This is a genomic window from Mesorhizobium sp. Cs1321R2N1 (genome assembly GCF_037179725.1).
Classification (GTDB): Bacteria; Pseudomonadota; Alphaproteobacteria; order Rhizobiales; family Rhizobiaceae; genus Mesorhizobium; species Mesorhizobium salmacidum.
Genome location: NZ_JAPYKP010000081.1, coordinates 1 through 24822, shown reverse-complemented (window position 1 = coordinate 24822; position 24822 = coordinate 1). Strand labels below are relative to the sequence as shown.

28 protein-coding genes, 2 pseudogenes and 1 riboswitch are annotated in these 24822 nt (G+C 62.3%); of the genes and pseudogenes, 3 read left to right on the top strand and 27 right to left on the bottom strand.

Going from position 1 to position 24822, the window contains the following annotated elements:
• Positions 1–121: 121 nt before the first annotated feature.
• From O7A61_RS19855 to O7A61_RS19845, 3 genes are all read right to left on the bottom strand, one after another.
• On the bottom strand, positions 122–1081 hold the full coding sequence (locus tag O7A61_RS19855) for a carbohydrate ABC transporter permease (protein ID WP_337131247.1): 960 nt from the start codon (positions 1079–1081) through the stop codon (positions 122–124).
• Complete coding sequence (locus tag O7A61_RS19850; protein ID WP_015317068.1) at positions 1078–1938, bottom strand: carbohydrate ABC transporter permease; 861 nt, start codon at positions 1936–1938, stop codon at positions 1078–1080. Before O7A61_RS19850 ends, O7A61_RS19855 begins: the two co-directional genes overlap by 4 nt.
• Before the next feature lie 81 nt (positions 1939–2019).
• Complete coding sequence (locus tag O7A61_RS19845) at positions 2020–3633, bottom strand: extracellular solute-binding protein (RefSeq protein WP_337131246.1); 1614 nt, start codon at positions 3631–3633, stop codon at positions 2020–2022.
• 358 nt (positions 3634–3991) lie between these two features.
• Between O7A61_RS19845 and O7A61_RS19840 the strand changes: the two genes are divergently transcribed.
• Positions 3992–5020, top strand: a complete 1029-nt coding sequence (locus O7A61_RS19840; protein ID WP_337131245.1) for a LacI family DNA-binding transcriptional regulator — start codon at positions 3992–3994, stop codon at positions 5018–5020.
• 8 nt (positions 5021–5028) lie between these two features.
• Here O7A61_RS19840 and O7A61_RS19835 read toward each other — a convergent pair whose 3' ends face one another.
• The 9 genes and pseudogenes from O7A61_RS19835 to O7A61_RS19795 form a co-directional block, all read right to left on the bottom strand.
• Positions 5029–5469 (bottom strand): aconitase X swivel domain-containing protein, encoded by a 441-nt coding sequence (locus O7A61_RS19835; protein ID WP_337131244.1) that lies wholly within the window; start codon positions 5467–5469, stop codon positions 5029–5031.
• Entirely contained in the window at positions 5466–6716 is a 1251-nt protein-coding gene (locus O7A61_RS19830; protein WP_337131243.1) for an aconitase X, read from the bottom strand. The genes O7A61_RS19835 and O7A61_RS19830 overlap by 4 nt, the downstream gene beginning before the upstream one ends.
• Before the next feature lie 294 nt (positions 6717–7010).
• Positions 7011–7164 (bottom strand): annotated as a pseudogene (locus O7A61_RS19825) (spermidine/putrescine ABC transporter ATP-binding protein); the annotation flags it as partial.
• A 320-nt stretch (positions 7165–7484) separates the two neighbouring features.
• Positions 7485–7649 carry a DUF3309 family protein gene (locus O7A61_RS19820; RefSeq protein WP_023768317.1) on the bottom strand — a complete coding sequence of 55 codons (165 nt, stop codon included), beginning with the start codon at positions 7647–7649 and terminating at the stop codon, positions 7485–7487.
• A 285-nt stretch (positions 7650–7934) separates the two neighbouring features.
• Positions 7935–8570 (bottom strand): methyltransferase family protein, encoded by a 636-nt coding sequence (locus O7A61_RS19815; RefSeq protein ID WP_245262035.1) that lies wholly within the window; start codon positions 8568–8570, stop codon positions 7935–7937.
• Between the two features lie 243 nt (positions 8571–8813).
• Complete coding sequence (locus O7A61_RS19810) at positions 8814–9830, bottom strand: ABC transporter substrate-binding protein (RefSeq protein ID WP_337131242.1); 1017 nt, start codon at positions 9828–9830, stop codon at positions 8814–8816.
• Positions 9823–10590 carry an ABC transporter ATP-binding protein gene (locus O7A61_RS19805; RefSeq protein ID WP_337131241.1) on the bottom strand — a complete coding sequence of 256 codons (768 nt, stop codon included), beginning with the start codon at positions 10588–10590 and terminating at the stop codon, positions 9823–9825. Before O7A61_RS19805 ends, O7A61_RS19810 begins: the two co-directional genes overlap by 8 nt.
• Positions 10587–11342, bottom strand: coding sequence for an ABC transporter permease (locus O7A61_RS19800; RefSeq protein ID WP_442921092.1), 756 nt, complete (start codon positions 11340–11342; stop codon positions 10587–10589). Before O7A61_RS19800 ends, O7A61_RS19805 begins: the two co-directional genes overlap by 4 nt.
• Positions 11343–11446: 104 nt before the next feature.
• Positions 11447–12055, bottom strand: a complete 609-nt coding sequence (locus O7A61_RS19795) for a YkoF family thiamine/hydroxymethylpyrimidine-binding protein (RefSeq protein WP_027141502.1) — start codon at positions 12053–12055, stop codon at positions 11447–11449.
• A riboswitch (TPP riboswitch) is annotated at positions 12046–12159 on the bottom strand. It overlaps the preceding gene by 10 nt.
• Positions 12160–12442: 283 nt before the next feature.
• On the opposite strand from O7A61_RS19795, the gene O7A61_RS19790 reads away from it, so the two are divergent.
• Positions 12443–12745, top strand: a complete 303-nt coding sequence (locus tag O7A61_RS19790) for a hypothetical protein (protein WP_442921091.1) — start codon at positions 12443–12445, stop codon at positions 12743–12745.
• Between the two features lie 186 nt (positions 12746–12931).
• On the opposite strand, the gene msrA is transcribed toward O7A61_RS19790, so the two are convergent.
• Together msrA and O7A61_RS19780 are read right to left on the bottom strand one after the other, a co-directional pair.
• Positions 12932–13450 (bottom strand): peptide-methionine (S)-S-oxide reductase MsrA, encoded by a 519-nt coding sequence (gene msrA, locus O7A61_RS19785; protein ID WP_337131238.1) that lies wholly within the window; start codon positions 13448–13450, stop codon positions 12932–12934.
• A gap of 185 nt (positions 13451–13635) precedes the next feature.
• Positions 13636–15171, bottom strand: coding sequence for a glycosyltransferase family 39 protein (locus tag O7A61_RS19780; protein ID WP_337131237.1), 1536 nt, complete (start codon positions 15169–15171; stop codon positions 13636–13638).
• Positions 15172–15381: 210 nt separating this feature from the next.
• Between O7A61_RS19780 and O7A61_RS19775 the strand changes: the two genes are divergently transcribed.
• A complete protein-coding gene (locus tag O7A61_RS19775) occupies positions 15382–16089 on the top strand; it encodes a hypothetical protein (RefSeq protein WP_140510677.1) in 708 nt (235 codons plus the stop codon).
• A gap of 146 nt (positions 16090–16235) precedes the next feature.
• On the opposite strand, the gene O7A61_RS19770 is transcribed toward O7A61_RS19775, so the two are convergent.
• The 13 genes and pseudogenes from O7A61_RS19770 to O7A61_RS19710 form a co-directional block, all read right to left on the bottom strand.
• The gene (locus O7A61_RS19770; RefSeq protein WP_337131236.1) at positions 16236–16706 is read right to left on the bottom strand and encodes a GNAT family N-acetyltransferase; all 471 of its coding nucleotides are present in this window, start codon (positions 16704–16706) and stop codon (positions 16236–16238) included.
• Positions 16707–16874: 168 nt separating this feature from the next.
• Positions 16875–17192 carry a hypothetical protein gene (locus O7A61_RS19765; RefSeq protein WP_337131248.1) on the bottom strand — a complete coding sequence of 106 codons (318 nt, stop codon included), beginning with the start codon at positions 17190–17192 and terminating at the stop codon, positions 16875–16877.
• A 103-nt stretch (positions 17193–17295) separates the two neighbouring features.
• Positions 17296–17490 (bottom strand): hypothetical protein, encoded by a 195-nt coding sequence (locus O7A61_RS19760; RefSeq protein ID WP_337131234.1) that lies wholly within the window; start codon positions 17488–17490, stop codon positions 17296–17298.
• Positions 17475–17714 (bottom strand): ABC transporter permease, encoded by a 240-nt coding sequence (locus O7A61_RS19755; protein ID WP_337131233.1) that lies wholly within the window; start codon positions 17712–17714, stop codon positions 17475–17477. Before O7A61_RS19755 ends, O7A61_RS19760 begins: the two co-directional genes overlap by 16 nt.
• The gene (locus tag O7A61_RS19750; RefSeq protein WP_337131231.1) at positions 17711–17911 is read right to left on the bottom strand and encodes a hypothetical protein; all 201 of its coding nucleotides are present in this window, start codon (positions 17909–17911) and stop codon (positions 17711–17713) included. The genes O7A61_RS19755 and O7A61_RS19750 overlap by 4 nt, the downstream gene beginning before the upstream one ends.
• A 2-nt stretch (positions 17912–17913) precedes the next feature.
• A complete protein-coding gene (locus tag O7A61_RS19745; RefSeq protein WP_337131229.1) occupies positions 17914–18627 on the bottom strand; it encodes a glycoside hydrolase family 108 protein in 714 nt (237 codons plus the stop codon).
• 416 nt (positions 18628–19043) lie between these two features.
• Positions 19044–20228, bottom strand: coding sequence for an acyltransferase family protein (locus O7A61_RS19740; RefSeq protein ID WP_337131228.1), 1185 nt, complete (start codon positions 20226–20228; stop codon positions 19044–19046).
• A 340-nt stretch (positions 20229–20568) separates the two neighbouring features.
• Entirely contained in the window at positions 20569–22497 is a 1929-nt protein-coding gene (locus tag O7A61_RS19735) for an SGNH/GDSL hydrolase family protein (protein WP_337131227.1), read from the bottom strand.
• On the bottom strand, positions 22413–22808 hold the full coding sequence (locus O7A61_RS19730; RefSeq protein ID WP_337131225.1) for a terminase large subunit domain-containing protein: 396 nt from the start codon (positions 22806–22808) through the stop codon (positions 22413–22415). Before O7A61_RS19730 ends, O7A61_RS19735 begins: the two co-directional genes overlap by 85 nt.
• A gap of 272 nt (positions 22809–23080) precedes the next feature.
• Positions 23081–23776, bottom strand: coding sequence for a terminase large subunit domain-containing protein (locus O7A61_RS19725; RefSeq protein WP_337131224.1), 696 nt, complete (start codon positions 23774–23776; stop codon positions 23081–23083).
• Positions 23733–24128 carry a hypothetical protein gene (locus tag O7A61_RS19720; protein WP_337131223.1) on the bottom strand — a complete coding sequence of 132 codons (396 nt, stop codon included), beginning with the start codon at positions 24126–24128 and terminating at the stop codon, positions 23733–23735. Before O7A61_RS19720 ends, O7A61_RS19725 begins: the two co-directional genes overlap by 44 nt.
• A complete protein-coding gene (locus O7A61_RS19715; RefSeq protein WP_337131222.1) occupies positions 24121–24513 on the bottom strand; it encodes a hypothetical protein in 393 nt (130 codons plus the stop codon). The genes O7A61_RS19720 and O7A61_RS19715 overlap by 8 nt, the downstream gene beginning before the upstream one ends.
• Before the next feature lie 184 nt (positions 24514–24697).
• Positions 24698–24822 (bottom strand): annotated as a pseudogene (locus O7A61_RS19710) (IS481 family transposase); the annotation flags it as partial.

The window sequence follows — 24822 nt, the reverse complement described above, 5'->3', positions numbered from 1 at the left end:
GCATCCTTGCCAGGGCTTGGCTCAGAATCCTCTGGCGCGCCTGGCAGGACGGTACCCTCTACAATCCAGACAGACACCCCGCCGCAGCTGCCTTGCTCGCCAAAGGTTGACACAGGAAGTCTCATGCCGGCACCTGCCTTGCCCGCGCCATGCGCTTCATGGCGAACACGGCAACGATGGAGAGCACAACCAGAATGGCCAGCGCGATCGCCGCCACATATCCCCAGATCAGGTCCTGCGTGGTGACCTTGTAGATGTAGACGGAGATCGTCTCGGTGGCGACGCCGGGGCCGCCGCCGGTCATGATGTAGAGCGTATCGAAGATCTTGAAGTTCTCGATCACCCTTATCGCCAGCGCGATGATGATGATCGTCTTCATTTTCGGCAGCACGATGGTGATAAAGCGCTGCCAGGGATTGGCGCCGAGCAAGGTCGCCGCCTTGATCTGGTCCTCCGGCACGCCGACCAGGCCGGCAAGCAGGATCAAAAACATCAGCGGCGTCCACTGCCAGATGTCGGCGATCATCACCGCGATCAGCGCCAGGGTCGGGTCCGACAGCCAGGCGATGGTGACGCGTGTACCGGATATGACCGACAGGATGTCGTTCACCGGGCCGCCCGACTGGAACAGCATGAAGAACATATAGCCGGCCACCGCCGGCACCACCATCATCGGCATCAGCAGGATCGAATAGAAGATGCGCTTGCCGGGAAAATCGTCGGCGAACAGCGTCGCCAGCGCGAGGCCCAACAGGAATTCCGCCGGCACGCAGACGATCATGACAATGACCGTGCGCTTCAGCGCGCTCCAGAACCGTGCGTCGGCGGCGAGGTCGGTGTAGTTGGCAAAGCTGTTCCACATCTCCCAGGCGTTCCACCAGCCGAGGCCCGAAAGCGGCGACCAGTCGGTGACGCTGATGTAGAGCTGCATCAGGAGCGGAAAGGCCGAGATGAACAGCACCAGGATCTGCGCCGGCAAGGTCAGCCGAAAGCCCAGCCGCGTGCCTTCGTCGCGCAGGGCTGGCCTGCCGCGCGCGGCGCCCATCTCGTCCTCCGAAATCGTTGCGGTCACGGCGCTCATTGCTTGAGCGCTCCGAAAGTCAGCCCGCGCACCAGATGGCGCTGGATGGCGATTCCCATGATGACCGGCGGCACGGCGGCAATGAGCCCAAGCGCCGCCTTGGCGCCGTAGAGCTGGCCGGTCATCGAGGACGACAGCGAGGCCATGTAGACCGGGATCGTCACCCATTCGCGCGTCGTGAGCAGCAACGCGATCAGATAGTCCGACCAGTTGAGGATGAAGACGAAGAGGGCAGCGCTCGCCAGCGGCGCGCGCATCATCGGCAACGTGATGCGGGTGAAGACGCGCAGCCGCGAGCAGCCCTCGACCAAGGCGGCTTCCTCGATCTCGCGCGGCATGTCGTCGAAGAAGGTCTTCATCAGCCAGAAGGCGAACGGCAGCGTGACGATGCCGTAGATCAACGCCAGCCCCCACCAGCTGTCGGTGAAGTTGAGGAAGGCCCACATGATCATGACGGGGATCATGACGGCCATCGGCGGAAACAGCCTGAGCTGAATCAGCGCCAGCGGCAGGTTCTGGCCGGAGCCGAAGCGCGACAGGCCGTAGGCGGCGGCGGTGCCGGCCGACATGGCGATCGCGGTGCCGAACACCGCCGACAGAAGCGACGACAGGATCGGCTTCAGCGCGGTGCGGTCGAGCGCGACGATCAGATTGTTGGTGGACTCGCCGAATACGAACTGGAAGTTGCTGAGCGTCGGGTTCTTCGGCCACCATGTCAGGTCGGCACCGGTCGCCGACCATTCGGCGATCGGCTTGAAGGCCATGGAGACCATCCACAAGATGGGCACCAGCGTGACAGCCATCGCCGCGAGGATCGCGGCGTAGCGGAATATCTCGAAGGGGACGGAACGCTTCATCTGGCTGCTTTGCTGGTGGCGTCGGTTGCGGAGGGGAAGAACTTTCGCCCCTCCCCTCCGTCTCTGATCCAGGGAGACGGATCAGCTGATCGGATCGAGAACGGTCGGCCAAGCCTCCTTGTTGGTCCTGATGGCTTCGAGCAATTTGTCTTCGCCGATGCGCCGCGCGATCTTCTTCCACTCGGCTTCCGTGTCGGCCATCGCCTGCTCCGACGTCTTGGCCTTGGTCAGCGAGGCCATGAGGTTTTCGTCCAGCGCGTTGTGGAAGGCGGTGGCGCCGGGATAGTTGATGGTTGGCACCGTGCGGGCGACCGTCTCGCGCACCACGTCCATGTGGTAGGCATGATAGGTCTGGCGCACCAGCGGATCGGAAAAGTCCGAAAGCCGGAACGGATCGAGATAGCCGCCGGGGTTGGCGCTCATCCAGGCATAGATGCGGGCCGAACCCAGCCATTGCAGCAGGAGATAGGCGACTTCCTGGTTCTTCGACTGCGACGAGACCATGCCGGTCAGTGAGAACCAGAGTACGGAGCGGCTGATCAGCTTGCCGTCGATCTCTCGGCCGGGCGGCAGCATCGAGCCGATCTTGCCGGTGACCTTGGAGTCCTTGTTGCCGGCATTGTCGAGGAATTTCGGCAGGTTGGAGAAGGCGCAGGTCATCACCGCACCGCCCTTGGCGAAATTGCCGTATTGCTCGGGCCAGCCCCACGAAATCGCGTCCGGCGAATGATGGGCAAGCGATTCAACATATTCGTTGGTGGCGGCGATGCCGTGTTCGGAATTGATCAGCGGCTTGCCGTCGTCGCCGAACAGGAACTGGTTGGGCGAGGCCATCGAGACATAGCGCTGGTACCAGTTGGTGTAGCCCCAGCCCTGGTTGCGCAGGTCGGTGGATCCGAACAGGCCCTTGTCCGGGCGCTGGAAGAAGGCAGCGATATCGCCGTGCTGCTTCCAGGTTTTCGGCGGCGCCAGATCATAACCGTATTTGTCCTTGAAGGCCTTCTTCTCGGCTTCGTCGCCGAACAGATCGGTGCGGTAGACCCAGGTCTGGAAGTCGCCGTCCAGCGACACGCCATAGTTCGAGCCGCGATATTTGTTGAGCAGCGACACGCCCTTGGCGCCATCGACATAGCCGGTCTTGGGATCGTCCCACTCGGGTTTATACTGGGCGACGAAATCGTCGAGCTTGGCGATACCGCCGGTCTCGGCGAGATCGCCAAGGCGGTTCCACTCGGTCGAATAGATATCGTAGGCCCCACCCTTGGTGGAGATGTCCTGCATGGTCTTGGTGAATTCCTGACCGTTCGGCAGGCCGACGATCTCGATCGGGATGCCGGTCTCCTTTTCCCAGAGCTCCTTGATCGACGGCGCGCCGGCAGGGAAAGGCTGGGTGAGCTGGCCGATCGAGCCGTCCGACAGGCCAAGCACGATCTTGGCCGGCGCCTTGCCGGCGCCCTTCAGCGCCTTGGCGGCCTCGACGGCGCGACCCTCAGGCGTGTCGGGGCCGTATTGATAACGCTCGGCGCCGTCGAAGCCGGTCGGCCCACCGATCATGCCGGGCGCCAGGGCATCGGCAGCATAAGCGCGGCCGGGACGGATGAATTGCGGTGCGATACCTGCAGCGGCTACGAATACCGCCGCTTTTCCTCCGGACGCCAGCAACCGGCGCCGCGAGATGCGGATCAGATCAGACATTGGAATTCCTCCCTCAGGCCCAATGTTTCCTCCACGAGCCCATGAGGGATATTGACGGCACTATCGGAAGACTGTCAACATCATAAATAATCAAAATACCTCATAACATGGCAATGAGGCAGGGAAATGCACCATACCGGGATTCCTATACCTCTCCAGATGCCTCGATCTGATGGGAAATGTGTTTCCTTTCCCTGTATGGTCGTACCGGGCGACTCGATTTTAGCCCAACGGCTTGCGCATCGGCTAAGGCCGGATACATCATTTCCCATCAGAATCGCGGATAACGAGGCGGCTGACGTCATCAGGCCTGCAGCCGGCATTGCTTGATCTTGATGCATTGAGGAGATGAAAGACGGTGCGTTCCACCCTGACTGACATAGCCCGGGAAGCCGGCGTCTCCGCCGCCACCGTTGACCGCGTGCTCAACAACCGCCCCGGCGTGCGGGCTCGCACGCGCGAGGTCGTGCTCGAAATGGCGCAGCGCCTCGGCTACATCGCCGAGAGCCCAAACGGAGCGTCGCTGCGACCCATGCCCGGCGAGATCATCCGGCTCGACTTCACGCTGCCGGCGGGCACCAATTCCTTCATCAAGATGCTGCACCGCCACATCGAGGCGCAGGCCCTGGCGCGCCCCGATCTCGACGTCCATATCGCCACCATAGAGGGCTTCAATCCCGACCGGCTCGCCCGCCTGCTGCAGGATCTGCGCGGCCAGACGCAAGGCGTCGGCGTCATCGCGCTCGACCATCCAACGGTGCGCGAGGCGATCCGCTCGCTGTCGGCCAACGATGTCAAGGTGGTGACGATCGCCTCCGACATCCTGCATGTGCCGAGGGTCGCCTATATCGGCATCGACAACCGCGCCGCCGGGCGGCTGGCCGGCTATCTGCTCAACCGTTTCATGGGTTCTGGGCGCCCCGGCAAGGTGGCGCTGTTCGCCGGCTCGCTCTCCTATCGCGGCCATGAGGAACGAGAGATGGGCTTCCGGCACATATTGACAGAGGAATCGCCCAATCTCGAGATCGTCGAGATGCGCGAAATGCTCGACGATCGCGAAAAAGCCTATTCGGAGGCGTCGGCCCTTCTGGAACGGCATCCCGACCTTGCCGCGATCTACAATGTCGGCGCCGGCAACACCGGCATCGCGCGCGCGCTCAAGGAGCGCGGCCGTGCGCAATCCATGGTTTTCCTCGGCCACGAGGCGACGGACGGCACCAAGGAACTGCTGCTCGACGGCACGCTCGACGCGGTCATCGACCAGAATCCGCGCGTCGAGGCCCGCGAGGCGCTCAACATCCTGACCCATGCGGTCAGGGGCCTACCCTATGAACTGCACCAGCCGAGGCTGCAGGTAATCTTCAAGGAGAACATCCCGGAGATTTGAGGCAAGTCTCAGATCTTGCGCACGCTCGCCCCACCGTCCTCGCGAACACCAACCGCAATGCGTTCGCCGGAACCGATACCGGCTATGTCGCAGACCACCAGCGGCATGCTGATCCCGTAGAGGAACTCGGCGACTATGGCGCCGACGGCCAGGATCGGGTCCGGCCACTCCAACAAAATACCCGCGGGCGCCGTGCCTCTGCGGATCGCCTCGGCCAAGACCGAGGATGAGGATGAAGATCCCCGACCGCTTGGCATGATGAGGACCCTGCCAGCGACATTCTGGCCAAGGCCCGGATGCGAACGATCTACGATATTGCCGGTCTCGGCATCGATGCCGCCCCAGAAGCTGAGCGGCTGCGAAAACACCAAAGCCTCCCCTTCGGCGGCGCCGGTCAGCTGGAATGTCCCGGCTCTTTCAACGTCCTTCACTTCAATCGGCTGCGTCATGACGCACCCCGCACGACATGGCCGGCCGCGGCGGACTGGATGCAGTCCTTCATATCGGCGAAGGCGACGGTCACACCGATATTGCCCGGCGCGTAATGCGCCCATTTGCCGGAATTGGTCATCACCACGCCGTCGAGCCGCTCGAGGATCGAGGTGACGTAGGTGCAGGTGTCGGCGACCGGGATCAGGCCGAACGCCTCCATGCCATCGAGCGACCCTTCCTCCCGCAGCCGGCTCAGCGTCGCGCGGCCCGTGTTGACATAGATTGGAATGCCCCTGTCAGGCGCGACCGCACGCAGCAGCGGCAGCAAGCGCATCCATTCGTCATGCGAGAAATGCGGCGTGCCCAGCGACACGGCGCGGAGCGGCGCGCCATCGGGCACCATCGACAGCCTGGACAACGCATGGTCGATGTCGGCACGGTTGATGTGGACAATCTCCTCGGGCACCGTGCCTTGAAAGGCCTCGTCGACGGTTCCGGCCTCCGGTGTGATGCCGACGGCATGGAACAGCGCCACCGCGCCTGTCGTTGCCGCCGCGGCACCAAGCGCTTTCAGCTGATCCTCGTCACGCGGTTTCGGCAAGCCCGCGATCACCGGAACGCGGTCGCCACAGGCTTGCCCGATAATCAGTCCGACGCCGACGAACAGACTGTCGCTCGGCTCTGAACCGGCGATGTCGAGTTCGAACAGGATACGGCCGCGCCGGTTCTCGCTCAGATGCAGGCCCCAGGCCGGTGCGCGCCCGGTCATGGCGCAGCACAGATCGATGAAATCGCCATAGCGGTTGGTGCGCGCGCCGATCACCGAATTGGCGAAGACAATGGCGTTGGATTCCCCCCAGGCGATCTGCTGGCCGAATTCAGGCCGGAAGCGGGTTTGATAAGGCGCGCAGGTGAAGGTCGCCTGGCAGCCAAGCTCCAGATGCGCCTTCATCAACCGCCGCGCCGGCACTTCTTCCGCGACGGTCATCTTCACCATGCCGGGATGGATAAGGTCGAACGAGCCGACATTCAGCGTCGTCGGGACACGCACACGGCCGCCGCCCTCGACCAGCCGTTCGACGAAATCGAGTCCTGCCTTGCCGTGGTAGAGGCAGCCATCGATATGGGCACCGGTGATGTCGAGCAGGCTGCCGGCGCCGATGGCTTTGGAAAAGGCGATGAGGATCTTCATGGCGGCGGCGACCGAAGGGCCTTGCTCACTGCCGAGCATGGATTTGTCCAGCGCACTCAGTCCCAAAGTCATCGGTGTGCTCCGGACTCTACCCAACCTCATGGCGGGACAGCGCCCCCCCCTCTGCCCTGCCGGGCATCCCCCCACGAGGGGGAGATTGGCAGCTTCAGCCTTATTACACTTTTTGCAACGTGGAACATCCGTGAAACCGGCGATAAGAGCCGATCTCCCCTCTCGTGGGGGAGATGTCCGGCAGGACAGAGGGGGCGCGAAGGAATGCCAACCGTCGCAGCTATAGACGCCCAGACTAACCCGCCGCGATCAGCACCGTGCTCTCCGGCGACCACCGCAGCACCACATCCTGGCCTTCCGCGAGCCTGTCAGCGCTTCTTTCTGGTCGTGGGTGACGAAGATAGTGGTGATGCCGATCTCGCGCTGGATGCGCTTCAATTCGATCTGCATGGAAGCGCAACGCCTTGTCGAGCGCGCCGAGCGGCTCGTCGAGCAAAAGCACGCGCGGCTATGTGAACTCTGTCAGCGATCGGCGCGGACGGATGCTTCACCGCAAGTGGCCCAGCATCACCCTGCGGCGAGCCAGCACTTCGAGGCAATCGCTTTGATGAAAAAGGAAAGCCCGCTCCGGGGACGCCGGGGCGGGCCTTGGAGGAGGATGAAAGGGTGGGACCCTCTCCTCTTGTTTCCACGGGGGGTGTGGACCGCAATCACCATACGCGAGTCCCGCGGAATGCCGGATCACAAGCCGGCCTGCTTGCATCACAATCCGGTGCCCGGCGACGTGAGCGTGGTCACGCGATTGCGATTGCCGCCGTGGTCGAACTGCTAAATGCGTCCCAGAACGACAAGGATGATGACGATGAGCAACACAAGTCCGAGACCGCCACCACCATAATAACCGGTTCCGTAGAACGGGCCACCGCCGAGACCGCTGAAGCCGCCGAGCAGCGCGAGGATTAGAATAATGATCAGTATCGTTCCTAGACCCATGGCCTTCCCTGCTCCTGAATGTGCGCTTTCGCGCTGTTTCAACATCGCGTCATTTCGGATGTTGCAAGGTAAGAACGTTTTTAGGGGGCTAGCGTTCCGCCGGACCATTGCGGCTGCGGAACATTCAGCCCCGAAACGCAGAAAAGCCCGCCTGGACGGCGGGCTCGGATTGCTGACAACCCCGGCTTTTGCCGGGAGTCTTTGATTCACTGGGCGAGGTTGAGGTGACCCGCCCCTGAACAGCCCAAAAACGGGTTCGCCAACAGTGCCTTGGCGATCTTGTTCTCAGAATAGCCGATAGAACAGCCTGTAGTGCACGCGTTCCATGTAGGCGCGATACTCCGCCACGGTGGCCAACAAGGCCTCCTCGCGCAAGATGCGGTAAAGCTGGAGATAGGTAATTACCGCATAGACCGCGAGATTGTGGAAGGAAAAGGCCGACAGGAGGTAGAGCACATGGCCGGCGAGGTAACCGGCATAGATCGGATGCCGCACCAGCCGATAGGCACCGCCCGTCATCACACCGCGATTGGCGGGCAGGATCGCAAAAGAGCGCCCCAGCGAGATCTTGCCCCAGATAACGAACAACAGTGCGATGAACTGCAACGGCGCGGCGACATAAAGGGGGATGAGTGCAATGCCTGGTTGGAGGGTGATCAACGCAACGCCAAAACTGGCTGACACCGAAACGATGACCGTCAGCGGATTCCAGTCACGCGTCACCGGACGCCGCGACAGAAGCAGCCAGGTGAAGGTGAGTATCTCGGAAATCGCCACCAGCGCGGCATTGAGCCGGGTCGGATCCTCGATAAGCTGATAGACGCCGCGATAGACGAACAGCCCCGCGCACACCAAGGCGCAGACACGAAAAAAACCTTCGCGCAGGTCGAGCAGAATCTCGCGCTTGCGCGCCGCGGACAAAAACCGGTTATCTGCTGCAGGCGAAAGTGTGTCGCTTTTTGACATGAGCAAGGCAAGCATCCCGATGATCCCTCGGGGCGACCCTCGCACGCAACCATTGCCGGGCCGTTAACCGAGAAGATCAGATCGGCATCAAACCGGATCGAAGGTGAGGGCCGCACCCGGGGTTTGTCGGGGCCGCAACCTTGGCGACATCCCGGCGTCCAGCATCGGACGATCCTTTCGCGGTTTCCGCATTGATACCTATCTGAGGTACACATTGCTGAAATATTTCGCAAAATCGGGACGTTGCGCGACGATCTTGCCATCGGCGTCGTGCAGGATGCCGGCAGCAAGGAGATAGGAGCCGATCGCTTCCATCTTGGCCGGATCCATGATGCCGATGGTGCCGTCTTGCCCGCGCAGATAGTGCCCCTCGATCAGTGTCTTCATCGAGGCGTGGATTAGCGCCGGATTGCTCAGGGCATCCTTGTTGGCGGCGATCAGCAGCGTGGCGGCCTCCTCCGGATGATCGACCGCGAACTGATAGCCGCGCCGCGTTGCCTGGATGAAGGATGACGCCAGGTCGACATTTGCCTGGAGATAGGCTTCGCTCGAAGAGATAAGCGTCGTGTGCTCGTCGGGGACGCCATAGTCGGCGTAGACGAAGCTGCGCTGCTTGACGCCCTTGAGTTCGGCTTCGACGCCCTCCCAGGTCGACACTTCGAGCGTGAAGTCGACCGAGCCGTTGGCCAGCGCCTCGTAGGCGGAAGTGCCGAGCGTCACCGTCTCGAAATCGCCCTTGCCGCCATCATGCCGGATGATGGTTGAAATCAGTGCGTTCTCCCAGGCACTGCCGAAGCCGCCATAGGTCAGGCCATCCAGATCCTTCGGACTTTTGATCTCGCTGCGCGCCGCATTGAACACCAGCCGGCCTGTCTCGGACTGCACGACGGCATAGACACCCTTCAAATCGGCCCCAGCGGTCCTCTGGGTGAACAGGCTGATGGTGCCGTTGATGCCGAAATCGGCGACGCGGTTGGCGACAAGCGTGCCGGCACCGGTATCGCTATAGGGCAGGATGTCGACCTCGAGGCCGGCCTCGCGATAAAAGCCCTTGTCGCGGGCGACGAACAGCCCGATGTGGTTGGTGTTGACCGTCCAGTCGAGCGCGACGGTAACCTTCCGCGTTGCCGCGAAGGAGCGGCTCGATCCGGTGATCAGCGGTACGCTGCCGGCAAGGGTGAGCAGCAGGGCTTGCCGGCGCGTCAAGTCAGTCATGGTCATGTCCTTTGGATGGCTGGAGGTTGAGCAAAATATCGAGGATTTCGGCCTCGAGTGCCCCGGCCTGCCGTGTGGCGGTGCTGGTCGGATCACGCGGGCGCGGCAGTGGCACCTTGATTTCGCGCACGACATGGGCCGGCCGCGCCGACAGCACATAGATGCGGTCGGACAGGAACACGGCTTCGCGCACATCATGGGTGATCAGCATCGCCGTCCAGCGATGATGCCGCCACATCTGTTCGAGCCAGCGCTGCATGGCCGCCCGGGTCAGTGCATCGAGCGCGCCGAACGGCTCGTCGAGCAACAACATGTCGCGTTCCTGCACCACAGTGCGCAGCAGCGCCGCGCGCTGGCGCATGCCGCCCGAAAGCTGCGCTGGAAAGTGCCGCTCGAATCCGGCAAGCCCGAACTCGGCAAACAGCGGCGCGACCCGCGTCCGCGCCGCCTTGCGGTTGACGCCTTGCACCTCGAGCCCGAGCGTCGTGTTGTCGAGGATGCGCCGCCACGGCATCAGCGCGTCGCGCTGAGGCATGAAGGCGAAATGCCTGCCGTGATCGTCGAGCGGCGCGCCGTCGAAGAACATCTCACCCTCGCCATGCTCGGCGCCGGTCAAAAGCTGGAACAGCGTCGACTTGCCGGCACCCGAAGGCCCAAGGATCGAGACGAATTCTCCGGCATCCACGCGCAGTGAAATGTCGGCGAGCACTTCGAGCCCGCCAAAGGCCTTGCGCATGTGCCGCAATTCGAGCCGGCTCATGCTTGCGGGCCTTGTCCGGCGGCTTGCCTGCCAGCGGCTCGTTCCCAGGGCATGGCAAGACGCTGGAGCAGCACCGTCAGCCCGAACAGGACGAGGGTGAGCGCGGCGCTGACGCCGACGGCGGCGAGCACCAGGTCGGGACGGAAATTGTTCTTGGCGTTGAGCATGTAGATGCCCAGCCCTTTGGCCGCGCCCGCATATTCGGCGAAGATGGCGCCGACGACGGCGTAGGTGATGGAGATCCTGAGGCCCGCGAAGAAATACGGCAGCGCCGAAGGCAACCGTGCCAGCATGAAGACCCGCCAGCGCCCTGCTCCCATGGCGCGCAGCATCTGGCCAATCTCGACCTCGGTCGCCTCGTAGCCCTGCACGAGCGCTACCAGCATCGGGAAGAAGGTGACCAGCGCCACCAGCATGATCTTGGGCGTCAGCCCGAAACCGAACCAAAGCACCACCAATGGCGCGATGGCGACCAGCGGCAAAGTCTGGCTGACGATAAACACGGGAAACAGCGCGCGCCGCAAAGGCTGGAAGAAGTCGACCAGCATCGACAGCGCGAAGGCGGCGCTGAGCGAACAGGCAAAACCGATCAGCGTGGCGCGGATGGTGGGAATGGCATTGTCGAGCAGCGCGTCACGATTGAGCATCGCCTGTTCGAAGACGCGCGAGGGCGCCGGCAGAACCGTCGGCTTGATGCCGGAATGGTTTGCGTAGAGTTCCCAAGCCACGAGCACCAGACCGATCGTTATCACGGCCGGCGCTGCCTGGGCGAAGAAGCCCGCGAGTTGACGCGAGTTGAATGACGATGAAACCACGAGAAGATAACCTTGACGGCGCGCGCTTCGGCGCGAGCGGTTCAAACGGCAGTGGGACTGTTGGCCGAAACCGTGACGTCGAGGGTTACGTGGCCGGCGCCTGGCCCGAAGCGGCAGAACGCTTCATCGAGCGCCGAGAAGATCGCGCCGGCATCGCCGCGCAGCTTGGTGCAGAAATTCTTGGAGCGATCGTAGACGCCGGACTGCTTCAGGAAATCGATGCAGCCATAGATCTCGTCCATGTGGTCGTCCGTGCCCATCACATAGAGCGAGAACTGCGCCGCCGCTGGCTGCCCAGTGGCGGGCGCGCCGCGCACGGCGGTGATGGCCGCTTGCTTGCGTGGTCCGAGTGGCCCGGCGGGTCCGCCGAACGTGTCGGAGCGGCAGATCGGATCGTCCGGCTCCCCCGGACAGCCACGCGAAATGGTGGCCGACAGCACGCAATGCTTGCCGCTGCCGGACGCAGCCACGAAAAGGTCACGCAGCGCCGGGAACAACACCTCGGGGGACCCGACCAGCAGGGTCGAGATGTCGTCGGTCTCGATCCTGAGCTTGGCGCGATATGGATCGAGCGCGCCGAGCGCACCCAGGATGACGCCGACAAAATCGTCGGCCATTGGATATAGGGAAACCTGTGCACCTGAAAACATCGCCCGCCTCGCTCCGCTGGTATTACCCAGATCAGCTTCTAGGGTCTGTGAGCTTGCCGCCCCCGTCTCAGCCCCGACCGTACGGAGCACCCCTGTGGATGGCGGCGTTAAAGCACCATTCGATCGGTTGGGGAAGCTGTTTTTTCAGCAAGCTGCGCCAAAAGCATTGCGCCAGCGCAGACGCAACCGCGTGCCGCCGGCTCGGAAATTGTCTGGAACCTTCGCAATGCCGAGGGGTTGTCCCACCAGACGCAATCGCAGGAAAAGTGTGAAGCGGTTTCTGGCCGGAATTGCGTCAAAACAAAGAGATAGAGCGGTCAGTTGCTTCCGCGAAGCCCGTGAACCGCTCTGGCGACGAATTCATAGAAATGGAGACAAACCATGCTTATGAAAATCCTCGCGGCCTCGGCCTTCACCATTGCCCTTGCAACATCGGCCATGGCGCAAAGCAATAGCGCAGCCGGCGCGGATCGGCCCGGCGGCAGCGGCAAGTCGGTCACTGTAGACCCAGCTACCCCTGCTTCGCCCAATACAATCGATCCGGGCGCAACCAACAGCACGACCATCGCGCCGGGTGACATGAATTCCAACGCGGACCAGAATTGCCCGAACAATCCGCAGGGCGCGCAGACGGATGCCAATGGCAATGCGACCGCGCCGACCGTTAACGACAGCAACTGCGGGAAATAGTTTTCGCAGCATGGAAATCGCGGACTGAGGTTCCGCGATTTCCATGCGCATCGATTTCAGTGTCCGCCACGACCGGCCGGCGGCGCCCTTCGCGCCGATTCGAACTGTCAACCGCCGGACGGTGGTTAACAGCCGCTATGGTCTTGTGGCAACCAGCGGGAGCTTCTGCCCGCCGCCAAAAAAATCTTATGAAACTGCCTTTTCGCGAACCGGCAGTTTCCAGCCTGGCCTGATAAAATGGCAGGTGTAGCCGTTGGGATATTTCTCCAGATAATCCTGGTGCTCGGGCTCGGCCTCCCAGAACGCACCGACCGCCGCGAGCTCGGTGACAACCTTGCCGGGCCACAGGCCGGAGGCATCGACATCGGCGATGGTGTCCTCCGCCACACGCTTCTGCTCCTCGCTAGTGTAGTAGATTGCCGAGCGATAGCTCATGCCGACATCGTTGCCCTGGCGGTTGCGCGTCGTCGGATCGTGGATCTGGAAGAAGAATTCCAGAAGCTGGCGGAAGCTGATTTTCGCTGGATCGAAGGTGATCTCGATGGCTTCGGCATGCGTGCCATGATTGCGATAGGTGGCGTTCGGCACGTCGCCGCCGCTGTAGCCGACACGGGTGGCGAGGACGCCCGGGAAGCGCCGAATCAGATCCTGCATGCCCCAGAAGCAGCCACCGGCAAGCACTGCACGTTCGCTCGAAGTCGCCATGTAACGTCTCCTCAAAGGCAATCCCAGGAAAGTGTAGCGGCTTTCCCCGGGGAATTGCGCGACAACAAATATGGATATCCCCATAAATGGGCATTGTCGCCCGGTTCGTCCAGTCAGACGAGCGGCCATTCGGTCATACCGGTGGAAGGCGCCCCCTAACGAACCGGCGCATGACACTGCCCGCCTTAGACGCGCGGATGCCGGGTCCGGCTGCTGGCGGCAACCGGCAGATATCGCGTACCAGGCGGAATGGCGGCAAAACTGACCGCTACCGGCGGCGCCTCGCGCGACCAGTTGAAAAGAACCGTCTTGACCGGGATGTTGTCCAACCATGCCCGCAACTGTGGCGGCACGCCATGACCCCGCCAAATCATCAGCATGCCATGGTCGCGCAACCGCTGCCTCGTGATCCAGGGTGCGAACCGCATATCGAGGTCGGTGAAGATCGACGGCTTGTCATAGGCATTGAGGCCCGCCAGCATGGCAAGATTGGTGTCGCCACCGACGATGTCGAGCTGGCCGGGCGCCGCCGCGTGCCAGATTGCCTCGGCCTCGTCCGAGATCGGCTGCGCGGGCCAGCAGACGGCGTCCATGCGCCCGCGCACATTGCAGTCCGTCCAGCGGATTGCCGCATAGGCGCCCGACATGGTGACGATGCAGATGAAGGCGCAGATCGCCAGCTTTCGCATCTCGACGGTGCCGAGCCGGTGACCCAGAAAGGCCAACGCGACGATGCCGACAAGATTGTACATCGGCGCGCCCCAGGCCTCGCCGGTGCCGGTGAACAGCGAGGCCACCATGACCAGCGCCGCGGGCCCAAGCCCCATCCATAGGAGATAGACGAGCGTGCCGCGCTCGACCGGCTCTTGCGGGGCTGGTGAGCGCCGCAAGAGCCCTGATAGCACCAACACCAGGAGAAAGCCGGAAAGCCCGGCGATCTGGACGCCGATATAGTAGAGCCGCGCTCGGTGCTCGCTCACCCACGCATCGCGGTCGGCGAAATAGGTCAACGGCAGGAAATCGATGCGGTAGAGTGCGATGGCCAGCGGCGCGGCGACCACGAGAAAAACGGCCAGGCCAAGCCATGGCCAGGGTGTCGCCAGCCGGCTGCGCGCGCGCGGCTCGTACAGCAGCCAGAGAGCGCCGAAAGCGAGCAGCAGGCCGGTAGAGAACTTGGCGTAGAGCCCGACGCCGGACACCAGTCCGAGCGCCAGCCACCAGCCTGGCCCGTCGCCGCGGCCGGCGCGCCACAACAGCCAGCAGATCGCGGCCCAGAACGGCATCTGCGCATAGTCGTGATTGAATTGCGGCGTCGGCCAGCCGAAGAAATATATCGATGGCATCAAAAGCACGGCAGCCAGCGCGCGCCGTTGTCCGAGCATGTCGCGGGCCAGCAGATTGACCAGGACGAAGGTGGCCGAAATCGTCAGCTGAGCGAGCAGATATTGCGGCCAGCGGAACGATCCGGTCAGAAGATGGCTGGTCTCGAGCAGCCAGCCGGGCAGTTGCGGATGCTTGTAGGTTAAAAGCACCCATTCGCGGCCCCACATGAAGCCTTCCACAACATCACCGGGCGGTGCGGGATTGATGAGTGTTGGCACCACCGTCCAGCACAGGGTCTGCGCCAGGCACAAAAGCGCCAGCAAACCCCAGGGGTGCCGAAGCAGGGCGGACCAGACCGACGACGAGTCCAGTTCAACGGCAGGCAGCCCTGCCGGCATCCAACGATCGATGGAGTCGTCAATTCCCGCCATGCGGCGCTTAGACCACATCGCCTGGTTTGCCGAACAGCCCCAAACATCAAAGCTTACAAAAAAGTATACTTGCGGGTCATTGCAAGACCAAGATTGAGCGGGATCTACGGTCTCTCACTGCCGTCGCCGGGCAGAACAGCCCGCACACTGATCCCACTTGAACATCCCGGATACTCGATGCGTCACCAGCATGCCGTCATCCACCACCGCGCGCTCGACTTCTGGCTGGCGCGCGCGGCGGTCCTCGTCATCATCTGCCTGCAGCTCCTGGTCATCAACGATCTTTCGTTCGGCCCCCGCTGGCTGGCGCCGGCGCTGGAGGCCGCCCTGCTCGTACCCCTGTCCGTAGCCACCGCCTGGACGCAGGTCGCCACCCAGAAAGCGGTCGAGGAGGAGCACTGGTATCTGGTTGGCCGGTTTCGCGTCATGATCCGCAGGACGGCCCTGGTGATGACCGGCCTCGTCAGCGTCATGAATTGCGGCTCGCTGGCGCTTCTGGTGCGTGCCTTGCTGGCCGGCCATGCGGGCTCCAGCGGCCAGACCCTGCTGGTCGACGCGCTCAACATCTGGGTCACCAACGTGATCGTCTTTGCCTTGTGGTTCTGGAGCACCGACCGTGGCGGGCCGCCGACCTGCGGCCTCGTCACACGCGCCCATGCCGATTTCCTGTTTCCGCAAATGACCCTTAGCGACCGCGAAATCCGCGACTGGCTGCCGGGCTTCGTCGACTATTTCTTCCTCGCCTTCACCAATGCGACCGCGTTTTCGCCAACCGACACATTGCCGCTCTCCCAACGCGCCAAGCTGCTGATGATGGCCGAGGCCATGATCTCGCTGCTGACGATCGCGCTGGTCGCGGCCCGCGCCGTCAACATCCTGGCTTAGGACTTGCCAAGGTATCTGGCCGAAACGCAAAATAGCCGCCCGGCGAACCGGAGCGGGCTATTGATTGTCTGCGATGGCTGTCGCTAGTCTTGCGATGGCTGTCGCTAGTCTAATGGAACTGCAACGCAGGTGGGCATCCGCCATCCTCAATCGGCGCTGAGGTCATATTCGAAGACCACCTGGTCGCGCAGCGGGATGCCATCCACGAGCATACCTTCGGGATAGCCGGTCGACGGTCCGAAAGCGTCCCGCACGATCCGGCTCATCCGAAAGCCATGCAATTGGTAGAAGCGCAGATTGCCAATGTCGCAGCTTGCCGTCGAGACAATCAGGCGCTGGCCCCCGCGCTCGCGGCAGCGAGTGATTGCCGCGGCCACGAGAAACCTGCCCAGTCCCTCATCTTGCCGCGCTTGAGTGACGGCGATGCTCTTGAGTTCGAAGGCACCGGTATCGCCTGTATCGATGATCTGCGCATGGCCGACGATTTCGCCGCCCTCGCGAGCAATCAGCACCTCGCCCTCATCGATATAGCGGTAGATCTGCATGGCCGAATCGTCGGCAAGGGCAAACAGCGGCAGCAGCGCCTCGCGGTCCCCGTCATATCTCTCAATCTGCATCCGCGAGCCCGTGCCGGACCAGTGCCGCCACGAACCCGGCAGCCTTGCGTTGGGATATAACAACAGCCATCGAGGAGCCACAAACGCAAAAAGCCCGCCCCGGCGCGAGCCGAGGCGGGCTTTGGCTCGACCGAGCCGCGGATTCTCAACGCCGGGCAAAGCACGGGATCATTCCTCCCCCGCTGGCCTGAACTTCCGCACGATCACCTCGAACAATATATCCGAGATCCACATGGCGCAGACGCCGATGAGGAAAGCCGCCGCCAGCGTTGTCGTGTCGTCACTGGCCAGCGGCAGCCCGGTGGCGCGGGCATACTGGACCACGGGCAGCGTCAGATAGGCCGCGGCGAGCGCGCCGCAGATTGGCGATGCCACCATCTCGCGCAGCTTGTAGCGATGACGCGACAAAGCCCGCAGGACGCCGCCGGCAAGACCGGCGGCAACCACCGGCCCCTTGATGCCGAGCAGGTCGAACAGTTCGTGCATCATTTCACCGCCCTCGCAACGAGAAAGCCGAAGATCGATCCAGCGCTGAAAATGGTCACGCCGCCAAGCAGCAGGACCGAGCCCATCGGAAGGAAGATGACGGTCATGGCTTCCATCCGCACAGTCTTTCGCCCTTGCGGTTGTGCGCCAGCAACGCCTTGACCTCGGCATCCGACAGCGCGTCGATCGCGGCCGCCGACGGGCGCAGCGGGCTCGACAGCGCGCAAAATCCGCCCTTGGCGGTGGTACAGCCAACCAGCGCGGCCACGACCGAGGCAAGCATCAATCCCTTGCCCATGATTTGAGCTCCTTTCGGGCGGTGGCGGCGGGCAGCGCACCGATGTCGTTCTGGACCTGGTCGGCAACCTCGCGCGCCTCGGCTTCGGTGGCGGCCTGTCGGACGCGCTCCGCCCGTTCGCCGGCCAGCCGCTGACGAACTCCCCAGCCGAATACCGCCAGTATCGTGGCACCAACGCCCAGAATGGTCGGATTGGTGAGCAGGAAATTAAGCAGCCTATTCATCGGTTTGGCTCATCCTTCACCAGGTAGCCGATGGCAAAGACCGCGATCGGCAGAAGCGTCGCCCATGTCTCGGCGTCGTACCAGGAAGGCCAGACATTGCGCACGAAGACGCCGGAAACAGAGATGGCCGCGGCAGCGATCGTGGCAGCCGTCAGCTTGTTGGTTGGACGGATAGTCGGCTGGGTGACGGTGGCCATGGTCAAAACGTCCCTTCCAGGGCGATAGCGATATGGCGCCAGGCGGCGAGGACGACGATCAGGCAGGCGGCGATGATCCCACCTGTCTTCGCGGCCATCGGCATGCCGGAACTGTCAGGCGCCGGCGCATTGCCCTCGGGCATCGCGGCCTTGGGCGGAGCCGCTTCCGGCGGCGGCTTTGCGGGCAGCGCGGACACAACCGCCGGCGCCGACATCAGCAAGGCCTGCGATCGCACCGACTTGACCCGGTCCGACCAGCCGCGCCCGAATGTCGCCCATGTCGGCAAGCGTTGCAGGAACGCCAGCCGTCGATCGCAGAGCTGGTCGATCACGACGCCGGCCGGTCTTGCCCTGGCCGCGGCGAGCGTGGCTGGCCCGATGCGGCCATCCTGGGAGACGCCCAGGGTTGCCTGCAGGTATTTGGCCGCCCTGCCCGGGCCGCTGTTCACGGCGAAGTCGAAAACGGCATAGTCGACGCCGTCGGGCAGTTCCGCGCCGGCCACGGCATCCCAGTAGAAGCGGCGGTAAACCGTGGCAACCTGGTCATCCCCGATCTTGCGCAGATCGGCCTTGCTGCCGTCGGCTTTCACATAGCGGCGGAAGTTGGCGAGCGTGACGCCCTTCATTGTGGCGCCGCCCGGATCGGCTGGATTGTCCGACCAGCCGCCCTCGGATTTCAAGACGAGCGCAAGCGCCCGCGCGAAGTTGCGGTCCATAGGGATTTCCTTTTGTGGTCAGGAGATGCAGTTCACAGTGGACGGCATGGCCGTGAGGCGCACCGATGTTCAGGCCGAGACCTTTGATGAGGCGGCGGCAACGCTTGGCCGGGAGCCGACTTCAGGGGAATGGGTCCGGGTGACGCAGGTTGTCAGCGGGCGGACGAACAGGTTTCAGGCTGGCGGTTGATTGCGCAAGGATGCGGATGAGCTATTTCACTTCGATGGTCACGCTCAGGCAATCAGAGCGGATCATGGCAAGCTTTGCACTCTTCTTGGCCGCAGTGGTCTTCTTCGTCTGGTCAGGGGGGACCATCTCGGGCTGAGCAAGGACGGCCAGTGGCAATATTACACCCCTGATGCGTATGTTACGGTCGAAGATGGGTGGAGGTGTCCGGCGCGCGCGCTCCTCCCTCTCAAGTCGCTTCCCGAACGACTATGCGGTGTCGCTCATTTCTCTCCGCCAATCGAGAGGCAAGCTTCTTGCCCCAATTGTTGGAAGGTTTCTCTAAAAGCCTGTAGGTCATCGCAGCAACCGGAAGGACACACGCCAGCGTCAGCACATAGCAGGATACAAATCCTGCTATTCTCCCGCCTCCTGACGCCTGTATCTGCTTGTAGATCGGGAACAACGCAACGATGATCAGGCTGTGAACGAGATAGACCGAATAGCTGATGTCCCCAATCCAAACCGTGGTTTTGTTGACGAGAATGCGGATCGGGCAAAGGGCGAGACCGACGAGCAGGCAGGCGAACATGAAGCCAAGCCAATGGTACGGCTCGACGAATGGCACCGAGCCCCCTGCAACCGCATAGAACTGTACCGGGACGGACGCCAACAACGCGGCTCCAATTTGCTTACTGTTGGGTCGGCCCTTGAGCAAGGGCAATGCCCAGAAGGCGACAAAGCCGCACATGAAAACCGGCAGATGGTGAAAGATCGAATACGTCTGGTAGCTGGCAGGGTCGGCCGTGAAAAGCGCCACCGTCATGGAGAAGACCTTCGCCACCACGAGGCTGATGAGCATTGCGGTCGTAGCCAACCATATGCTCTTGGTGTGGGCGTACACGAACGGAAAGACCAGGTAGAACATCATCTCTGTGCCAATCGTCCAACCGGCAAGGACCAGTGACGTCTGGTGACCATATCCGGGCACCAGGTTGAAGGCGAAAGTCACGTTCGAGAGGATCGTTCTGGCATTGATGAAAAAACCGGCAGGATTGAAATTGAAAATGTTCGTGACCGGCTGGACGAGGGAGAGCAGCGTGACCCCGATCAGGAGATAAAACAGCGGCGCAATGCGGAAGAAGCGACGCAAGGCAAAACCCAAGAGCGGCCGCCGCTCCCCTGCGTGGCTTGGCTGCATGAGACAAAGCGAAAATGTGCTGACCACGAAAAATAGTTGGACGCCCCAAACGCCGTTGGCGACATAAATCTCAAACCAAGCCGGCAATTCCATACGAGGCTGCGGCATGTGGGCAACGTGGACTGCGATAACCCAAAGGGCCGCCAGCCCGCGTAGCGCGCTGAGATAGGGGAAGCGTTCAGGCGGCGTCCGAGTTAGTTCCGGGGTCAGAGTCTGCGTCATCATCTGGTCCATACCAATGCCCCTACATGGATTGGAATTGCCGTGCAATTGAGTTCAGCTACCGCAGCGTGATACAAGCCGGACCATGGAACCTTTAGAAGCTGTCTTCACCACCCTCGTTCTTGGGCAGTTCGCAGCGTTTCTTGTCCAGGACTACATGGTCCGCAAGGACGGGATTGGCAGGAATTCCATTCCTGGCGGTCGCGCAAGCTGATCAACGGGTCAACCGCCAGCGGCGATCTAGTGATGCGATGGGTCAAGGCATCTGGCAATACCGGGCGCTGACCGAGGCTGAAGAAGCCGACAAAAAGACACTCGGCGAGCTTCAGGCTTGGTAGACGGCGCCTTTTTTCTACGTCGCTCGGAACCTGATAGGGTTAAGGCTGGTGTAGGTTGCGTCGCCGCCACTAAGTATCTTCACCGTGCCGTCAGTGTTAACGTAGAGTTGCCCGATGCCGCCACTCGTTGGAACCACAAAGTCAATGGCGCTGGAAGGCCGGAAACCAGCCGGAAGCGTTGCGACGGTTGTATTAGCCGTGATGGTCCCGCTCTTGATGCGACCCTGCACCTGCACGTAACCATCGTCTGATATCGAGTACATTGGCGGTGCCCAACCAGAGGCGTAATCTACCCAGCCATTAGACAAGGGTAGCGCGGTCTCCACACGGCTCCAACGCTTCCAAGAATTGCCGACACTATCAGCATAGCGTGACATGGAATGCCCGTTAGCATTACCGGCACCGTACGCAAAGAGCTTCTGCGATACTATTTGGTCGGGCGTCCTGTGCACAATAAGCGCACCATCGATAGGCCAGCCTTGCACAGCCGTTGCTCGGTAAATGGAAATACCATACGGGAAGTTATCGGGCAGAGCTCCAGGTGTTGCGGCATGTAGACTTGTAGAAGAGTACACGTTAACAGCATTGTAGCCAAAGCGCTCCATGACTGTTCTGTTGAACACCGCGTCCGCCACTCGTCCCCAAATCCATGCTTGCATGATCTCTTTAGGGTGAATGTGTACACCATCCGAGGCGAGATCATCCATCCATGACCCTGCGTGAACAGCATCGCTGAACGGGGAATACACGTCTACGAAGGTGCACTGGTAATCTCGGGCGAGTTTACGCAGTACAGGGATAGCCTTCTCAAACCACTGCTGATCTCTGCCAGTAGCAGGGTCATTAACACTATTGCCAGTCACCAACACTACGGACAATCCAGAAACCGACCGGGCTGCTCTGATATAGGCGAGCAGGTTCTTCATGTTCTCTGAGTAATATTCAACCGTATCGCCGATCTGACCCCAGGCAGGAACACCCCAACCAGAGGGATCATTCACCATGTACTTAATAACGATCAACTTGGTTTCTGGGTCTGCCAGGTCTGAATTAAGTTGCCCTAAAGCGGTGAAATCAGGAAGACCTGCGAGGATAGCGCCTGCGAAGGTTCCACTAACACCTCGATTAGCTGTGCTGAAATAAAACGCCCCGCGCTGGAAAGCGGTCCTGTCCAGCAACGTATGCGGAAGATACTGGTTATCGGTAACAGACACACCAACAACGGTGCTATCTCCATACAACGCGGCGCGACAAACGTTCTGCCCTGCGAGCGCCTGATGAACGGCTGCAAGATACTCTAGACCATCATAGTGGCTGTCATAGAAATCAGAGGTAGAGTTCGCTTTGTACTGTGTAGAGAGCGTACCGATCATGATCTTACCCGGGCCAACAAGCTTCACCCCGTTAGGGTTGGTCAATGCGTTGGATACAAACGTCCCGTCAGGCACGTATACCTCCCGGATGCGTAGCCCGGCGGCATAGGCAATCGCCGCATTGATGGCTGTTGTGTTCGTCGCTGTGCCCGCACCTGTACTCGCCCCGTAGCTGGAGATAGAGACAAACCGTACGGCCTCATAGGCGGAAGCGTCAGAGTCCGCGACGAGAATGGTATTCGCCGCGATAGCTGGCAGATTAATTGACGCTGCCGACGTATAGAACTCAAGGGCGATCGGGTCGGTGCCGATCGCCGGGTCAACTGTCTGAAAGCCATAGATGCGATTCTCATTGACCATCCCAACCTGCACATGCACGGTCGTGCCCTTCTGAATTGTGCGGCTGGTACGGGCGTCCGCCGCGCGGTACCACTGGCCATCGCTGGCGGTGTAGATGCCATTCTCGGAAGCCGTGGCCTGGTTCTTCACCAGCACGCGGTCGCCCACGGCGGTGGCCACGCCATCGATGGTTTGCAGCCCATGGAGGGCAATGTTGACCGTGGTCGCCAAACGCACGGGTTCGCGTTGGTGACATAGACGACGTCGGCTTCCGTATCCCAGGCAAGCTCGACGGCGGCCGAAGGATGATCCCAGCCGAAATCGAGCGCCCCAAGGCGCGGCCAATAGCGCGGCAGGCGAAACGGCTCGCAGGCGATCAGCGCCTCGGCCACTGGAAAGATGCGGCCGGAGCCCAGCACCGGAATGCCGCGGGCACGGGCCTCGCGCTCATGCTCGGGATAGGCGGCGACGATCGCCGCGCGCTGCTCGGCGCTGTAGTGAGCCGCGTCGTCAATGGTCATGAAGGTGACATGGCGGCTCATTTTTTGTCCCTTGAACCATTCTACCAGCCCAGGGCCACACCCCATTGTTTGAACCGGGTTTTCGGGCTTGGTGCGACAATTACCTTCTCCCTTGTGGGGTCCGAAGGGCGGGCGAGGCCAGTGACTCGCCCAGGGCGGTGGCCTCTCGAAGCGAGGTCGGATGAGAGGTGTTCCAGCTTGGCGAGGCCGGTGTTCCCGCCATCACCCCTCAACCGTCTCGGCGCTTCGCGCCGATCCACCTTCTCCCACAGGGGGAGAAGGAAAAGACGGCCTCACCCCCTACCCATCCCGTCCACCTCCCCCGCCGACAGGAACAACAGCACCACATCGCTCATCCCGAGCAGCGGCGTGAAGGTGACGATGGTGATGCCGCCGGTGGCGTTGGTGCGGGTCAGGCCTTCGGAATAGATGTCGAGAGGCGGTTCCTCGTCGAACCAGACGCCGTGCAGCGTCTCGCCCTGCCATTTTTCACGGCCTTTTTCGAAACTCTTGAACGACAGCACGCTCTCGCCGGCTTGCACATCGCCGCCGCCGCCATGGCGCACCACGACGCTGTCGAGCGCGCCGGGCGCACCGCGCCCCATGATGGTGTCGGCGATCGCATCCGCCGGGATCATGCCGGTGCCCCATGCCGCCTGCTGCTGCGGCGGGCCGACCAGCACGCGCTGCGGGTTGTCGCGCGTGCCCTCGCCGGTGACGCCGGCTGCCCACAGCCGCACCGGCGTCTCGAAAACCTTGCCTTGCCACCACGCGGGATAGCGCCCGGTCAGGTGCATTGCCCATTCGGCGCCGCCTGCCCTTGTCTTGCCGAGCTGGTTGCCGGCCATGAACAGGCGTTCGCGATTGGCCGCTCCAGCCGCGTGAAACTCAGCCTGGCGATTATACGGCTTGTAGGCGGCGAGCTGGTTTGCGCGCTGCCGGCGGTCAAGCTCCGCCAGCAGCGCCAGATATTCCGCGCTCGCCGGCATCAGCGGCGCCGGGATCGGCGTCGAGGAACGGCCGGAGGATGGCTTCGAGGGCGCGGATGCGGTTGCGAATGTCCTCATCGCTCAGCGTGTCCAGTTGGTTGATGGCGACATCGATGTCCTTGGGCAATACCGAAAGCACGATCTTGAGATACTGGTCCGGCTTGTCGGCCCGCACCTCGGCCAGGACACCGGCGCCGTGGATGCGGAAATCGGCCCGCACGGCGGCGAGAAAATCGTCGCCCAGCGTCTTCTTCGTCCGCTTCGGGCGAGGTCTCTTCGTGGCTGCCGAGCTGACCGGTTTGCGCTTTGCCGGCCTTGCCTTGGCGCGCGGCGGCCCGGTTTCGTCAGTCATGGATCCGCGCCACGGCATTGGTATCACCGGCGGCAGCCTCCGGCAGCGCCTGCTTGACCCGCCTGGCCGGCTTTTTCGAGCGGGCGGATTTCTTCCTGGCCTTCCCGCCGCGCTTCGGCTTCGCGGCCGGCGCGAGCCTCGCCACTCCAACGGGCATTGCAGCCTTAAGCCGCGCCTTGGCAAGGCCTATGAGCTGCCCGCCGATGGCTGCTTGCGGAAAACAGAAACCGCCGGCCTCGTCCCGCACCATGCCGATCAGCACGCCGGGCGCAACCGCCTCGACACGGCCGAGGCGCGCCCGAGGCGCCGCGCCCTCGAATTCGCCGATGGCGCTGACGACCTCAAGGCCGTCATCGCCGGTGATGATGGTGGCATAGCGTGTCATGGGATTTCTCGCATCTCGCGGAGGTAGCGCTCTACGGCGCCCCCCTCTGTCCCAGTCTTGGAGCGCAGGCGGTTAGCGAAGGTCGCGATTGTATCTGATCTCCCCCCAAGAGGGGGAGATGGCCGGCAGGCCAGAGGGGGGCGCTGTCCCGCCGGCATTCAAATTCGCAACCGCAGTAGCGTCCCTAGGTGTGGAGCCTCAACAGGTTGTCCTTGGTCAGGCCCAGGCGGCTGATTGGCGGTTTGGACTTTAGGCTTCCGTGCGGACGGTGCCAATTGTACCGATGCAGCCATATGGGCAACTCGGCGG

Excerpts from the sequence above, each read along its gene's own strand:
- O7A61_RS19725 (WP_337131224.1), bottom strand. The coding sequence starts at position 23,776 with ATGCCGGCGAGCGCGGAATATCTGGCGCTGCTGGCGGAGCTTGACCGC.
- O7A61_RS19765 (WP_337131248.1), bottom strand. The coding sequence starts at position 17,192 with ATGCACGAACTGTTCGACCTGCTCGGCATCAAGGGGCCGGTGGTTGCC.
- O7A61_RS19755 (WP_337131233.1), bottom strand. The coding sequence starts at position 17,714 with ATGAATAGGCTGCTTAATTTCCTGCTCACCAATCCGACCATTCTGGGC.
- O7A61_RS19770 (WP_337131236.1), bottom strand. The coding sequence starts at position 16,706 with ATGCAGATTGAGAGATATGACGGGGACCGCGAGGCGCTGCTGCCGCTG.
- O7A61_RS19775 (WP_140510677.1), top strand. The coding sequence starts at position 15,382 with ATGCGTCACCAGCATGCCGTCATCCACCACCGCGCGCTCGACTTCTGG.
- O7A61_RS19795 (WP_027141502.1), bottom strand. The coding sequence starts at position 12,055 with ATGTTTTCAGGTGCACAGGTTTCCCTATATCCAATGGCCGACGATTTT.
- O7A61_RS19715 (WP_337131222.1), bottom strand. The coding sequence starts at position 24,513 with ATGACACGCTATGCCACCATCATCACCGGCGATGACGGCCTTGAGGTC.
- O7A61_RS19805 (WP_337131241.1), bottom strand. The coding sequence starts at position 10,590 with ATGAGCCGGCTCGAATTGCGGCACATGCGCAAGGCCTTTGGCGGGCTC.
- O7A61_RS19780 (WP_337131237.1), bottom strand. The coding sequence starts at position 15,171 with ATGCCGGCAGGGCTGCCTGCCGTTGAACTGGACTCGTCGTCGGTCTGG.
- O7A61_RS19855 (WP_337131247.1), bottom strand. The coding sequence starts at position 1,081 with ATGAGCGCCGTGACCGCAACGATTTCGGAGGACGAGATGGGCGCCGCG.
- O7A61_RS19760 (WP_337131234.1), bottom strand. The coding sequence starts at position 17,490 with ATGGGCAAGGGATTGATGCTTGCCTCGGTCGTGGCCGCGCTGGTTGGC.
- O7A61_RS19820 (WP_023768317.1), bottom strand. The coding sequence starts at position 7,649 with ATGGGTCTAGGAACGATACTGATCATTATTCTAATCCTCGCGCTGCTC.
- O7A61_RS19810 (WP_337131242.1), bottom strand. The coding sequence starts at position 9,830 with ATGACTGACTTGACGCGCCGGCAAGCCCTGCTGCTCACCCTTGCCGGC.
- O7A61_RS19850 (WP_015317068.1), bottom strand. The coding sequence starts at position 1,938 with ATGAAGCGTTCCGTCCCCTTCGAGATATTCCGCTACGCCGCGATCCTC.
- O7A61_RS19745 (WP_337131229.1), bottom strand. The coding sequence starts at position 18,627 with ATGGACCGCAACTTCGCGCGGGCGCTTGCGCTCGTCTTGAAATCCGAG.
- O7A61_RS19790 (WP_442921091.1), top strand. The coding sequence starts at position 12,443 with ATGAAAATCCTCGCGGCCTCGGCCTTCACCATTGCCCTTGCAACATCG.
- O7A61_RS19720 (WP_337131223.1), bottom strand. The coding sequence starts at position 24,128 with ATGACTGACGAAACCGGGCCGCCGCGCGCCAAGGCAAGGCCGGCAAAG.
- O7A61_RS19750 (WP_337131231.1), bottom strand. The coding sequence starts at position 17,911 with ATGGCCACCGTCACCCAGCCGACTATCCGTCCAACCAACAAGCTGACG.
- O7A61_RS19845 (WP_337131246.1), bottom strand. The coding sequence starts at position 3,633 with ATGTCTGATCTGATCCGCATCTCGCGGCGCCGGTTGCTGGCGTCCGGA.
- O7A61_RS19835 (WP_337131244.1), bottom strand. The coding sequence starts at position 5,469 with ATGACGCAGCCGATTGAAGTGAAGGACGTTGAAAGAGCCGGGACATTC.
- O7A61_RS19830 (WP_337131243.1), bottom strand. The coding sequence starts at position 6,716 with ATGACTTTGGGACTGAGTGCGCTGGACAAATCCATGCTCGGCAGTGAG.
- msrA (WP_337131238.1), bottom strand. The coding sequence starts at position 13,450 with ATGGCGACTTCGAGCGAACGTGCAGTGCTTGCCGGTGGCTGCTTCTGG.
- O7A61_RS19730 (WP_337131225.1), bottom strand. The coding sequence starts at position 22,808 with ATGAGCCGCCATGTCACCTTCATGACCATTGACGACGCGGCTCACTAC.
- O7A61_RS19740 (WP_337131228.1), bottom strand. The coding sequence starts at position 20,228 with ATGGACCAGATGATGACGCAGACTCTGACCCCGGAACTAACTCGGACG.